The sequence below is a fragment of the Desulfosporosinus sp. FKB genome, assembly GCF_002196705.1.
Lineage (GTDB): Bacteria > Bacillota > Desulfitobacteriia > Desulfitobacteriales > Desulfitobacteriaceae > Desulfosporosinus.
Genome location: NZ_NADJ01000038.1, coordinates 301,166 through 314,477 on the forward strand (window position 1 = coordinate 301,166; position 13,312 = coordinate 314,477).

15 protein-coding genes and 1 tRNA gene are annotated in these 13,312 nt (G+C 38.0%); 4 read left to right on the forward strand and 12 right to left on the reverse strand.

The features are described from left to right. Positions 1–19: 19 nt before the first annotated feature. A complete protein-coding gene (locus B5Y67_RS17865) occupies positions 20–1,039 on the reverse strand; it encodes a potassium channel protein (protein WP_088227760.1) in 1,020 nt (339 codons plus the stop codon). A gap of 31 nt (positions 1,040–1,070) precedes the next feature. Then, on the reverse strand, positions 1,071–1,895 hold the full coding sequence (locus B5Y67_RS17870; RefSeq protein ID WP_088227761.1) for a PHP domain-containing protein: 825 nt from the start codon (positions 1,893–1,895) through the stop codon (positions 1,071–1,073). Positions 1,896–2,053: 158 nt separating this feature from the next. On the opposite strand from B5Y67_RS17870, the gene B5Y67_RS17875 reads away from it, so the two are divergent. Together B5Y67_RS17875 and B5Y67_RS17880 are read left to right on the forward strand one after the other, a co-directional pair. Further along, positions 2,054–2,127 (forward strand) — tRNA-Trp (locus B5Y67_RS17875). 497 nt (positions 2,128–2,624) lie between these two features. After that, positions 2,625–2,912, forward strand: a complete 288-nt coding sequence (locus B5Y67_RS17880; RefSeq protein ID WP_088227762.1) for a hypothetical protein — start codon at positions 2,625–2,627, stop codon at positions 2,910–2,912. Between the two features lie 210 nt (positions 2,913–3,122). On the opposite strand, the gene B5Y67_RS17890 is transcribed toward B5Y67_RS17880, so the two are convergent. The 4 genes from B5Y67_RS17890 to B5Y67_RS17910 form a co-directional block, all read right to left on the reverse strand. After that, positions 3,123–3,299 carry an aspartyl-phosphate phosphatase Spo0E family protein gene (locus B5Y67_RS17890; RefSeq protein ID WP_088227764.1) on the reverse strand — a complete coding sequence of 59 codons (177 nt, stop codon included), beginning with the start codon at positions 3,297–3,299 and terminating at the stop codon, positions 3,123–3,125. Between the two features lie 382 nt (positions 3,300–3,681). Beyond that, complete coding sequence (locus tag B5Y67_RS17900; RefSeq protein ID WP_088227766.1) at positions 3,682–4,464, reverse strand: DNA adenine methylase; 783 nt, start codon at positions 4,462–4,464, stop codon at positions 3,682–3,684. Between the two features lie 185 nt (positions 4,465–4,649). Beyond that, entirely contained in the window at positions 4,650–5,177 is a 528-nt protein-coding gene (locus B5Y67_RS17905) for a hypothetical protein (RefSeq protein ID WP_088227767.1), read from the reverse strand. Positions 5,178–5,313: 136 nt separating this feature from the next. After that, the gene (locus B5Y67_RS17910) at positions 5,314–6,141 is read right to left on the reverse strand and encodes a hypothetical protein (protein ID WP_088227768.1); all 828 of its coding nucleotides are present in this window, start codon (positions 6,139–6,141) and stop codon (positions 5,314–5,316) included. A 539-nt stretch (positions 6,142–6,680) separates the two neighbouring features. On the opposite strand from B5Y67_RS17910, the gene B5Y67_RS17920 reads away from it, so the two are divergent. Together B5Y67_RS17920 and B5Y67_RS17925 are read left to right on the forward strand one after the other, a co-directional pair. Then, a complete protein-coding gene (locus B5Y67_RS17920) occupies positions 6,681–8,348 on the forward strand; it encodes an AAA family ATPase (protein ID WP_088227770.1) in 1,668 nt (555 codons plus the stop codon). A 75-nt stretch (positions 8,349–8,423) separates the two neighbouring features. Then, positions 8,424–9,251: a DNA adenine methylase gene (locus B5Y67_RS17925; protein WP_088227771.1), complete on the forward strand. Its 828-nt coding sequence runs from the start codon at positions 8,424–8,426 to the stop codon at positions 9,249–9,251. 172 nt (positions 9,252–9,423) lie between these two features. On the opposite strand, the gene B5Y67_RS17930 is transcribed toward B5Y67_RS17925, so the two are convergent. From B5Y67_RS17930 to B5Y67_RS17950, 6 genes are all read right to left on the reverse strand, one after another. Next, positions 9,424–10,080, reverse strand: a complete 657-nt coding sequence (locus B5Y67_RS17930) for a hypothetical protein (RefSeq protein WP_088227772.1) — start codon at positions 10,078–10,080, stop codon at positions 9,424–9,426. A 362-nt stretch (positions 10,081–10,442) separates the two neighbouring features. Further along, a complete protein-coding gene (locus tag B5Y67_RS17935) occupies positions 10,443–11,306 on the reverse strand; it encodes a glycoside hydrolase domain-containing protein (protein WP_088227773.1) in 864 nt (287 codons plus the stop codon). Position 11,307: 1 nt separating this feature from the next. Continuing rightward, the gene (locus B5Y67_RS17940) at positions 11,308–11,706 is read right to left on the reverse strand and encodes a phage holin family protein (protein ID WP_088227774.1); all 399 of its coding nucleotides are present in this window, start codon (positions 11,704–11,706) and stop codon (positions 11,308–11,310) included. A gap of 246 nt (positions 11,707–11,952) precedes the next feature. Further along, a complete protein-coding gene (locus B5Y67_RS17945; RefSeq protein WP_088227775.1) occupies positions 11,953–12,639 on the reverse strand; it encodes a hypothetical protein in 687 nt (228 codons plus the stop codon). 123 nt (positions 12,640–12,762) lie between these two features. Then, entirely contained in the window at positions 12,763–12,903 is a 141-nt protein-coding gene (locus B5Y67_RS25430; RefSeq protein ID WP_170932734.1) for a hypothetical protein, read from the reverse strand. A gap of 37 nt (positions 12,904–12,940) precedes the next feature. Continuing rightward, the gene (locus B5Y67_RS17950; RefSeq protein ID WP_088227776.1) at positions 12,941–13,312 is read right to left on the reverse strand and encodes a hypothetical protein; all 372 of its coding nucleotides are present in this window, start codon (positions 13,310–13,312) and stop codon (positions 12,941–12,943) included.

Sequence of the window (13,312 nt, forward strand, 5' to 3'; positions counted from 1 at the left end):
CAAGACTTCCTCTTTTAATCTACCCTATTTCAGCAGGCTTAAATTTTGTCAGATTCGCTGCCACTTCTTCCAAAAGATGCAATTGTTCTCTCAAGCCCAACACTATGAGAAGATCACCTTCTATGATTTCCTCTTGAGCACTAGGATTACTGATAACACGATCACTACGCAAAATTGCTAAGATCATAGCACCAGTTTGCTGCTTAATGCCGCTTGTAGACAAGGTTCTTCCGATCAGGCAGGACCCTTGATCAACTTTAAGTTCCATAATTTCCATCCCAATATTCTGATCATGAATAACAGTTTCAAGGTACTCAATACTAATAGGTTTCAAAATTGACATGGCCATTCTCCAGCCGCCTAATATGGCCGGAGAAATCACCTTGTCAGCTCCGGCACGCAACAGTTTATTCTCAGATTCTAACCGATCCATGCGGGCAACTACCTGAATATTCGGGTTTAGCCCTTTTGCCGTCAGGGTTACAAATACGTTTAGGGAATCTTCAGGAAGTGCCGTAATTAACCCCTTTGCCCGCTCAATACCTGCCCTTTTTAATATCTCATCTTCAGTCGCATCATTATTAAGGACTAGATATCCTTCCTCAATAAACTCATGGGCCAAGTCCTCTTGTTGTTCAATGACAACACAAGGATGGCCTTCTTTCCGGAGACGGTAGAGCACTTGTTTTCCAACGCGTCCACCTCCACAGACAATAATGTGGTTTTGAAGTTCAGCAATTTTCTTATTCATCTTTCTTCTCCCATACGCCCCTGCTAATTGACCTTCGATTAAAAACGCCATCATTATTCCAACAAAATAGAGCATTACTCCGGCTCCGCCAATCATGAGGATAATGATAAAAACATGGCCGGAATCTGATTTAACTTCAATATCCCCATAACCCACCGTCGTAATGGTCTCGACCGTAAAATAAAAGGCCTGGGCCAAAGTGAGGTGTTCCGTCGTCATTAACCCAATTGTTCCGAAAAACAACGTAAACAAAAGGGCTAAAAAGGCTAGTCCAATGCGCCTGCCCAACAAATCACTTCTTTCTTTACAAACCTCTGACTTAAGTCAGTAGGTTTCGCAGCTTATAAACTCCTTCAAGGGGAACATCCATCTGACCCATTTGAATCCGACCAAAAGGCCCATGATAGTCGCTTCCACCCGTAGCTAAAAGGGCAAATTGAGCAGCAACCTTAGTGTAATAAGAGATTAAGCTCTGTTGTTGTTCCCAGTAGCCATAATACACTTCAAGCCCAATCGGTCGATAAGCCAGGAGATCAAAGACCATATCCGGTTCATGCAATAAACCGGGATGGGCCACAACAGGGAAACCTCCGGTATTAAAAATTAAATCAACAGCATCTTCAAATCTATGCTTCAGATAGGGAAGATAGGCGAGCCCACCAGGGCGAAAATATTTTGCGATATCTTGCCAGCTTTTTGGATTTGAACCGCTATATCGATGATGAATGGCCCTCATAATATGGCCCTTACTTACAGCTCCAACCGAACCGACCTGACGCTCAACATCCTTCCACTCAATGGAAAGCCCCCCTTTCTGAAGACATTTAACCATATCGTATGCCAGAGATGTGCGCTGTTTTCGAATCTCAGTCAAACGTGTTTGCAATAATGAATTGTGAATATCTTTAAAGTAGCCTAGTAGATGAACTTCCTCCCCCTGAAAATTTGTTAATAACTCAACGCCGGGAATAATTTCAATATTTAGATATTTGGCCAATTCTTCTGCCCTTGTGATACCTTCAGTACTTTCATGATCTGTGATAGCAAGTACTTTAACGTCATTTGAATGGGCGAGATTTAAGACCTCTTCGACAGTCTGCGAACCGTCTGATTCTTGAGTATGAACGTGTAAATCAATCCTCAAGATACCCACTCCCTCCCATTGACTTATTTCATAATGCCTATTCTGGTTTTTCTTGAAAAATCCTGCCGCCTTTATTATATTTCATTTAATTTAGTTCCATAATCATAGTTGACACATATCTTATTTTAAGCTATAATTCAATTCGTCGCCAAACCTAAAGGGGATTAGTTTAATGGTAGAACAGCGGTCTCCAAAACCGTCAGTGCGAGTTCGACTCTTGCATCCCCTGCCAGTAGTTATACCAAGGGACTGAGCGATTTTCTGATTAAGTTGAAAAACGAATAAGTGGAACAAAAGTGGAACACTTGATTTTATATTATAGAGGTTAATTTAGAGTAGGATTTTACATCCTACTCTTNTATATTATAGAGGTTAATTTAGAGTAGGATTTTACATCCTACTCTTTTATTTTGTTTGCATTAATTTTGCATTAAAATAAGAAGCAATAAATTTTTACCCAGGGTTTCGTTCTGGGGTAACCCGAAAGTATTAATACCTTAACCCCCGCCATCGCTCCTACATTCAAAGGCATTGCTCTCGCTCTAGGCGGAAAAGTGGACTATCATTAGCTCGATTATTTCCTATGAATAGACTTTAGCCTTTTTATTCCTGGGCTCTACTATTTTCTTACATATTTGTCGCAGAAGCATTAAGAATGTCGGAAAGCAGGAAAATTTAAAATATCATCGAAGGGATAAAATCACACTCAAATAATAAGGAGGAATCAGAATGGGTTTTTTAGATAAAGCTAAGGAAAGCTTAAAAGCTGAAATGAATAAACAAAGCGAAAAAGCTAAACAGGATCTATTAAGAAAAAAAGAAATGGATGAACAAGGAATTCCATATTGCCCAAAATGTTTATCAACATCTGTTACCGCCAATAAAAAAGGAGTTGGCATAGGGAAGGCCGTTGTCGGTGGAGCTCTATTGGGTCCTGTTGGATTATTGGCCGGGGGAATCGGGAAAAATAAAATGGAGTTATACTGCATGAAATGCGGTCACAAGTTTAAGCCATGAATGACATAATCGTCCCGGATTATACCCTCATCTCCGCGATTATATTACCGATTCTGAGCTTAATTACTGCATACTTCGTAATAAAAACAGCCGTCAGAAACGGAGTCCAAGAAGCTAATCGAAAAGCGTACGATTCACTTGAACGGATTGAAGATTTACTTAGAGGTTTAAACTTACAGCTAACAAAAAAGGAGAGCGATTAAGCTCTCTTTACTTTTGCCCATCAACCCTTGATTTCAATACTTTGTAGTATTCATTCAAAACCACATCAAGCATCTGGCTTGCAGTAACAACTTCTTGATCCGTGAGGCCTTTCCCTTCTTTAAGTTTTACCATGCTACGCCGCAGTTCTTCGATCTGCTTCATTATTTCTTCAAGTTCGCGCATACTTTGACCTCCCATTTATATGGGAATAGTATGCCCAATATTGCTATGGAAATAAAAAGTCCCACCGTTATCGATGGGATCTTAGCAGGACGATTAATCTTCGTGAAATTATTTTTCCCGTATTTAACATAATTATGCTACATCTTCCACAACATCCACTTACAAGTATTTAGTTCATACTTAAGTTCAAACCGTCTTAGCTCTCCATTAATTTCGCTCTGGCACTTGAACAATAGCATCCAATTGCCGGCAATCTTCTCCTCTTCCGTTGAGATGACCTGCTCGATCTTAAGTTCTTTGTCGTTGATTTTGAAGCGTACTGGATGAGGACGGCCGTTGAGTTCGGACCAGACAAGAACGGAGATCGGTGTGGCATAAATTTTCATTTGTCTATCCCTATCTCATAATTGCTTATGAATAATTCTTTGGCAAAGCTGCTTTTATTGGTTCTGGAAACTGAATATCTTACATCTATCTCTTTTATGTTAAAGCCTGAATACAGCGCTCGAATCTCCGGATGATCATTAATACTTAACAAAAACTTTCCCTTTATTTTAGCCAGACATTCCTTCAATCTAACATGATCATCCTTAGAAAATGGTTTACTCCCCTGACCTGTATAATCAGCCAACCCATAATAAGGAGGATCGCAGTAGAAAAACGTTGAAGAACGATCGTAACTTGATAAGATCTTTTCTACATCCCTTTTCTCTATAATAGTATTTATCAACCTGTCCTTCACAGAGGTTATGCTTTCCCTTACTCGTTCTAGAGTCATTGGTGGCTTCTTTAAAGGGCTAATCATAAAGCCCTTCATTAAGGCTCCAAAGCTAAAATGTAATAAGTAATAAAACCTGACCGCCCTTTTTACATCTGAGGTTCCGCTGAGATTTAGCGCCTTGTATTTCTGGAATATTTCTCTTGAAATAAGTAGATAATCGAATGCCTGAATGAATTCTTCGGGCTTTTCTTTTACTACTCGAAAAAAATTAACTAGTTCAGAGTTTATGTCATTGTAGACTTCTACTTTAGAAGGAGATTTTTCAAAGAGGACCCAGCCAGCGCCTCCAAAGGGCTCGCAGTAACATATATGATCAGGTATCATTTTTACGATGGTTTTTCTTAGTCTATATTTGCCACCCATCCATTTAATTGGACTATTCAAGTCTTCACCACCAAACGTCTGTATTATTTGTTAGATCATTTGTTCTAATTATATAACTATAGTTCAAGGATGCCTAGCCCCAAAACGCAAAAAAATCCCCTCATTAAAGAGGGGACATCAAGAAAAATGAGGGCCGCCGTTGATTTCGAATCAGGTGAAAACGGAGATGGGGGTGACAAAGATTTTCATGGGGTTGGCTCATCTTCCTTTTCTTGTAGCTTACGATATTCATTAACCATTCTGTCAAAAACGATAAATGTCAAAATAGCTCCATTGATTGCGGTTCTATAGTCATTTATATATTGACTCCTAATTAAATCAAACCCGCATTCTTTAAGATTCGTAAAAAGGGCTAAAATGAATGCTATAAAATAAACAACAAAGCGTAATCGTAGTCGTGCTAAATCGGTAATAACACGAACTACAACCGAACCTTCGATATATCCTTTTGGACGATAAAGATCAGCTTCCATTAAAATTCCTGTTATTACTGAAAGGTAATCTAAAATTTTATCTGGCAAATAAGCGAAAACTATCAAGGATAACAACAACGAAACAAAATTTGCAAATACAAAGTTACGCATAAGCATATTCAATAAATACCTAGTTAAGATAAAAAATCCACCGATAAAGGGTGAAATTGATAATAAGCAAATAATAACTATAAAAAATGAGGAAAACAATTCTTTAATAAGATTATTCTTCTTATTCATTTTTATCCTTTCTTTTAGGCACACACTGTCAACACCGATTTCATTCGGTGTCTTTTTATACTCAACGTTTGATCTTTTTCCTCAGTAAAGTAGAGAGCTGCTCGATGGTTACTGCAATATTTATTTGCTGTCTTCATTACATTTCAGGTGTTTTAATTTTCTCAACAACACGTTTCGGTTGATCAGAGAATATTTTGTCCCAACGCTTTGCTATTCTAGGAAATTTCCGTTCAATAAAGAGCTGAATAATTGATTTATCCAATTTCCATGAAGTTGATGCTATATATCTGGTCGCTAACATCATAGAAAAACCCCATAATGGAAAAATGATATAACCTATTGCCGAGAAACACAATGATTTGATGTCTTTGGGGATCATGTGGTTTCCAATCAAACTATCCCATAAAATTATGTAAATTAAGAACAAGGACGCAAAGGATAAAGTCTTAAATGTCTCGTAGCAGATGCGACTAAATTCATGAAAGAATCTTGAAAGAAGACCTTTTCCAGAAATGAAACGCATCCAATCATACTCTCTAAACATAACCATTGTATTTATTCTGTACTCAGTTTTAACTCTAGAAGAAAACAGATGAAAACAAATCCAAAAGTCATTCCAGTTTTCCTGTGTTCGCTGATTATAAAAAGTATAGTATTTATCTTCAAGCTGATAATATTGTTCCCAAATAGACTTGTTTCCTATTTGGTATATCATTGTTGATGCTGCCCCATATTTATTAAAAAAATCTTTAAGGAGTCGTTGCCTCTCACATGAACGAAATTGTCTTTCGATAATTCTGATATCGTGAAAAAGAGGACTAGATACTTTATTAAGGTTTTCCTGAACTTGACCAAAGAACCTATCAATCTTCCGAGTCCTTACTCCAAACAAATACCCTAAAATACCACCTAGTACTGTCGATAATATCGAAGGTAAAAATTGCAGAACTAAATTTAGGCTCAACTTTATCACCCCATTTCTAAAATATACAATATGTATCACTAACACCACAACGGAGATTTAACGTTCCCAAACCAACTCTTCATCATAACCCCAAGGGCAATCCCCTAAACTCATAAGTACATATATTCTAGAGTATACTACGCCCGCCTCGATTAAAGGTTGTAGCTGATCCATACCAACAATATCAGCTATCTTTGCTAACTTACGCTCTTTGCGGTAATAAGCTAGATTTTTGTAGATTTGGGATGGGCCTGAACATTGGGATCGCTTCTCTTTAGCCCAATTATGATATATGCCTTGAAGTAAGCTTCTCACACACAAGGGATTCTTTTTATGAAGAAGGGCTTAATGCTAAATCGAATCGTAAAATAGAACATTTTGTCGAAAAGCAGGGAAATCTTTCTTCAAAGAGAACTGCAAAAAGCAGTACCCAAATTATTTACTGAGCTACGATTGTGACTTGTTGCACCCGTTACGCTGATCAAGCGGGAGAAGCTTTGAGGCCTATTAATTAGTGAATGTGGTAGGAGGAACCAGGGGTGTTAGAAAAAATTTCAATAATACAGTATAGAAAGATTAAGAATATTGAATTTAATTTCACGAAATATATTAACGTAATTTCCGGAACAAACGGAACTTGCAAAACTTCCTTGCTGTATTTAATTAGTAACTCATTTCAGACAGTAAATAGTAGGAATTGCCCTTTGCTTCAAGATAAAAAATGCCTAGAAATAATTAAAAAAATCAATAATACGATAAACCCCAAAATAGAAAGCCTAACTCGCGGCGATAAACAATATAACGACCCTGCTATCGGTCATAGCGGCACATTATTCACAACACATTATTTTAATCACCCAACTTTAGCATTTAGAAAGCACAATTCTCCTGAAAGCAATAGATATTCAGTTAAGCCATATTATCCAAAAGGTTCTCATGACAAACTACCTAGTTGCCCAGTTATATACTTAGGTTTATCTCGTCTAGTACCTTTTGGTGAATACCAGAACGACAATGCCATAGAAGGAATTAAAAAATCATTACCTAATGAATATCAAGAGGAAATTATGCGGCTGTACGAACAATTGACCGGATTATCGATTTCTTCCATAAGCCCGCAAAAAATGGGCGATATAAAAATTAGATCAGAGTTTAATAGCACACACGATGGTATCGACTCTAATACAATATCAGCTGGTGAAGATAACTTATTTATAATTATTACTGCTATTGTATCCTTGAAATACTATTACGAAAATATTACAGGTAGCTCTAACTCCGTTGAAAGTATTCTCTTAATTGATGAACTCGATGCTACGCTCCACCCTTCCGCACAAATTCAATTATTGGAACTATTTCATCAATATTCAAGTGATTACAAGATTCAATTCTTTTTTACTACACATAGTTTATCTTTGCTAGAGTATGCACTTTTAAAAAAACACAATGTTGTTTATTTAATTGATAATATAACTACAGTTCACAAATTGGACTCGCCAGATATTTATAAAATCAAGATGTTTCTTGAATCTAAAACACACACTGACATTTATACAAATAGATCCATTCCATTATTTATGGAAGATGATGAAGCAAGAATATTTTTGAATACAATTTTTGACTATTTCTGCGACAAATTTCCTGACAAATTCCCTAGAGTTCGTAGATTCTTTCATTTAGTTGATGTTAAACTTGGGGCTGAAAACTTAATTAATCTTTTTAATGATAATCATCTATTGAAATCAATCTTACAATCGATTTGTATTCTAGATGGAGATCAGAATGGAAAAAGAGAACTACGTAAACACATTATTATTTTACCTGGCGGGAAGTCACCAGAAGAACTAATAATGCATTACTCCATTGAGTTATTCGACAACGACGATCCCTTTTGGACAGAACCAACAATCTTAGACCTTGGTTTCGGAAAAATCTATTATAGAGATAAAATCCGTCCTGATATAGATAATATCACAAACACGCTCGAGGATTTGTTGAAAAAAAAGGAATCTACTAAAGGAATCAAACGAGAATTGAATAAAGCTACCTTTAATAAACATAAGGAGTTCTTTCAACTTTTATTCAAACACTGGGTAAATAGTAATGAACACGAGGAAGAACTAGATAAATTCCATACAGATTTGTACCATATGTTCAAAAAGGTTGCAGAATTTAATGGTATAAACCCTCATGAATGGAATAACTAAATAGTATAGTGCCTTCTGTTTTCTATGGCCATGCATGTGAATTTATGTTATATTCAACGTGAGGAGGTGTACACCATGCCAGCAACAGTAACTCCTTTACGATATCCTGGCGGAAAAACTAAATTATATGATTTCGTTCTTGACATAATAAAAAGAAACCATCTCGAAAAATGCACCTATATCGAGCCGTTTGCTGGCGGAGCTGGTCTCGCCCTAAAGCTATTATTCAAAAAGAATGTTTCCAAACTAATACTGAATGATTTAGATAATGCTGTCTATTCCTTTTGGTATAGTATACTAAATTATACGGAAGAATTTTGTAGATTAATCGAGCTAACCTCAATAACCATTGAAGAGAGAGAACATCAAAAATATATCTACAAAAATCAAAACATATTTTCAACTTTAGAAGTCGGCTTTGCAAGTTTCTTCCTCAATCGGACAAATATATCTGGTATCCTTCACGGAGGTCCGATTGGCGGTGCCGATCAGAAAGGTTCAAATAAATTAGATGCTCGATTTAATAAAAAGACTTTGATCGAAAAGCTTCATCATATCTCTTTGTATAAAAATCATATCCGGTTTTACAATTACGATGTAAACGAATTCATAGAAAGAATCATACCTGGCGAGGATCCGCGTAAATCCTTTATATACTTTGACCCACCTTATGTAAAAAAAGGACCTCTCCTTTATATGAATTGCTTTAAGCCTACTGACCATAGTAGATTAGCGGAAGAGATCTTACGCTCTAATAACAACTGGATTGTAACTTATGATAATTGCGAATTTATATCGAACCTCTATAGAAACTTTAAACAGGAAATAATAAGCATAAATTATAGCGCAGGTAGCTCAAAAAAAAGTGAAGAAATAGTAATATATAGCCCTACTATTCACTGAGTTTGAAAGCATCCTCCAGTACTCGAATTGGAGAACCGAAGTATTAAATTAAATTTCGATAGACTTGCATGTCCTTAATAAACTTTTATGACTAAACAAAAAGCCCCTCTCTCACATTTACATTGAGAGAGGGGCTTCGCCGTGGCTGCGCCGGCCGGCACCGGAGCTTTAATTATGCAGGCTGTTGAGTTTGCGTTTGCGGATCTGGTTGAGCTATTTGAGTGTCAGGAGTAGCTTGAGCAGCCTGCGGAGTCACAGCACCCGAAAAAGCTTGAGCCGTTTGGCTAATCACCCGCTGAACTGCATCGTTCGCGGCCTGTGTCGCAATCGGAGTAACAACCTGTTTGACCTTACTAGCAATGGCCTGGCTAACGGCTTGATCGGTAGCAGCGGGAGCTGTTTCTTCAGCAGGTGCGCTCGAATTCATATCAAACACACCGGTTTCGATCATATCTTTAACTGCTTTCTGGATTTCTGGCGTAGGTTCATACCCGGCAATTTTAAGCATATTCATGGCTGCGTCATAGGCGTTTTGGTTCTTCTGATCCTTCGCGATCTGGCTGCTATTGTAACGTTGTTCAGCTGCATGAACTCCGGCCTGTGATACTTGAATCACTTTATCAATGACCATTTCTGCCGGTGCTGGTAGAAATACTTTGCCGATATCATCATTGAGCGTTTTGGCTTCTCCTAAAACCATGTCGGCAGTATTAAGAATCACTTTAGGATCTTTTCCCTTTTGAACTAAATAGTTAATAGCTAGTCCAGCGACAGAGCCAACTACTAAAGAACCTAAAGAAATGAGTAACATAATTACATTTGTATCCATGATAAAACCTCCTAAAATTTAATTTTTGGCAATAGAGAAGCAGGCCATCTCTGACCTGCTCGTATTAAATCCTGTCTGCCGGGACAGGAAGAATTACTTTACTTTTTAACGAAAAAATATAATTTACTTGACTAAGAAAGTAAAGCGTTTCGTATCAATTTAATAAAAAAAGTCAAGTTCACTTGATAAAATTAACTAAATATACAGTTCTAATTGAAGTGTTAGAGTCATCAAGCAGACATATTTCTTGGCATATTTTACTTAATATCTGACAAGCTACACTCCCAAGCTATTGATATGAGCTAACCTAGCCGTTTCTTTTCATCGAAAATTCCTGGCCAAATTGGCAAGCGCTTGCGAATTTAGCCTAGATATTTTTTCACAGCAGCCGCCGTACCAAACTTATCATCGCCGCTCAGCAGCGTTTCGTTTGGGTGCCCCGTGGTTGCTCCACCAACGACGATTAGGTGCACAGCTTTCATAGCATCAGCTGGCGGAGTAGCGTTATGTGATACCCGCACAAACAAAGCGCAGTTACCATTCCTCCTTGAAACGTCAATTGCTGACCAAAAATCTTCCTCAGTATCCATTAAAACTGCTACATCTAACACTTCTTCGCTCCCCTTTTCTTCGGTAGTATTTGCCGTTGCTTCCGCGGTCCATAATCCTGCATCTTCATTTACGTAGTCCTGATCAACCTTAAACCCTGCTACTAGTACATTATTGCTGTATTGATAGATGTGATTTGGGGCCTTGTCTCCATAGGACCAGGCGTAAGTTTGAAAGAACTTATCCGGCGGGTAATCTGCGCCTTTCATGGCTTTGAGCACTGCAAATGACCCATAAACACCTACTTGATATTTCCCGGTCAGAACCATATGAACGCCCCGGAAATACTCTTTTATAGTGGACATATCCCCCGGTTGGGCCTCAAAGTCTACCGCAAAATAAATACATACGCCCTTTAGAACTCCTAAAGCTTGAGCCTGGGCAAGAGCATATTGTGCATCAGATACCCCTCGTAAATAATTGAAGTAACTTGCCTTAGTGGGATCTAGTTCCAGGATAAGCCACAAGGCCAAGCCTGCGTCTAAGATCGACTTTACTTCTGCAGCAGTTAGGCCATAATTACCTCCAAGATAACGCCCTACGGCTTTTACTCCCGCACTTTTCAGGGCTTGCACGTTCGCCGCAGTTAACCTGGTCGCGCAATCAATACCGTACATATTAATCTCCTTTCTCTTGTAATTGCTGAAAAATACTTTTAAATTTTGGCGGCATTCTGAGGCCAATCTTTCCAACGTTCTCAATCATAGAAATCCCTTCACGCCCGGCATAGTAGTACATCGCCATCGTTCTCAAGACCGGGCCGGAGTTTCCAAAAAGCTTATCCAGAAGAACTGCTAAGGCGACAAGAGAAAGAATAACAATCTTTCTAATGCCGCCCCAAAACATAACCTCGGAATTTACTTTCTTCTGCCTCACCGCCCCCAAGAAGCCGGTAATATAGTCAAGAACCATAAGGTAAACAAGAACCTTAAGCGCGATATCCCACCCGCCACACCAAGCCGTAATGGCCGTCCCTATCGCGGCAAATGATGTTTTGAAAATGAATTTTTCGTTCATATCTGCCTCCAAGTATTAGAATTGCCCTGGGTACCCTAGTCTCCGTCACCTCCTGCGGATTTCGGGCTCAGATTCCAGGGCATAATAAAAACGCCCTGGTTAAGAGCGTTTGTTATGCAAAATACGTCGATGGTCTCAAAGTTACGTTTGAAACTAAATCAACACTATTTCTTTGAAAAGTCAACCTTCGCTTTTGCTGCGCGTAATAGGTCTACTGTGAACTAAAAAACATTTTCAAGACCTTAGTCAAACGCGGTGTACATACATTTCACGTAATGCATTATACATATCGTCATTGTCATCTCTAGGCTTTTTGTTTTTGCCATAAACCAAAGATTTATATAACTGTTGTCGCGCTTGGTCCGTTAAAGACGTTGAATTAATTATTCCCACACTTTCGCTGAATGACTTGTCCTTAATAATTCCAAGCACTTTCTTAACTTGATCTTCTATGAATTCTTTTTGGCTAGTTACATCAAATGATTCAGCTAAAGTAGAATTGCCGGCTAACTGAACGGCAACTTCCTGCTTAAGTTTCTCAACTATACCCTGATCTACTCCAGATTTCTCGAGTTTTGAAAATAACGTATCGGAGAAATCGTCAAGAGTAGCATTCACATTTGTCTGAACTAATGTAGCAATTTCTTTAGGATTAATACTTGTGACTTTTTCATTAACGTTTCCAACTTTCTCATCTATCCTTGCTAAAAGATTCGTTGTGTTTACATTTAGAATCTCCGAATTGTTGTTTTGCGATAACGATATATAAATTGCAATTAATGCCAAAGCAATAGAAACTCCCGTTCCTAGAATTGAAAGATAAGTGCCAACATCAGGTATTTTCATTATCCAACCGGCTAATATTAGCACAATTATCCCGACTAAGATTCCTATTAACCACTTCCAATCCCTTGTTCGCCATTCTTTTATCATTAACCCCATTCCCCTTTCTAAAGAAAGTATTCTAAATTGAAGGGGTTAAATCCTTTATTCAATTAGTAGAAGGGCAAAGAAAAAAGACTATCACTAGTCCTTGCTTTGCCCTTCGGTTTGGAATTAAGCTGCTGTGCCGTTTACAACCTCTGTTACCACAGTTTTGAGGTTATAAAGATTAGGTACTTGGTCGAGTGTGTAAGTTCCTGTCATAACCAGGGAAACCCACACTAGCACTAGGCCTGAATCCTTTGTGAATGTCATAATCTCGTCTCCTTCCTCAATATAAAAAGCTAACACCTTAGGTAGTTGTAGGCGTTAGCAATGTTGACATCATAATGGTTAATTCCCCGATGGACTTGTTTGCTGCAGCTAGGTCAGATTGAAGTTGGGTTATTAACTGGTTTGGATCAGTATTTATTGGAGTTTGGTATGAATATGACACATCTTTAGTCTGAGGATTTATATAAGTGCATGATAATATTTGACCTTGGGGCGGTTGTTGTGCTGGCATACTATCTACTAATATACCCATTTGATTTAATTGGTCTTGTGTATATAGATTGCCATTTTCATCTTTCATCCCTTCTATTGGGTCTAATGGCATATTGTGTTGAAAACCCACAGCCCATTGTGTATCCGAGATTTTATTAAAATTTCCTAAAAAGATCAT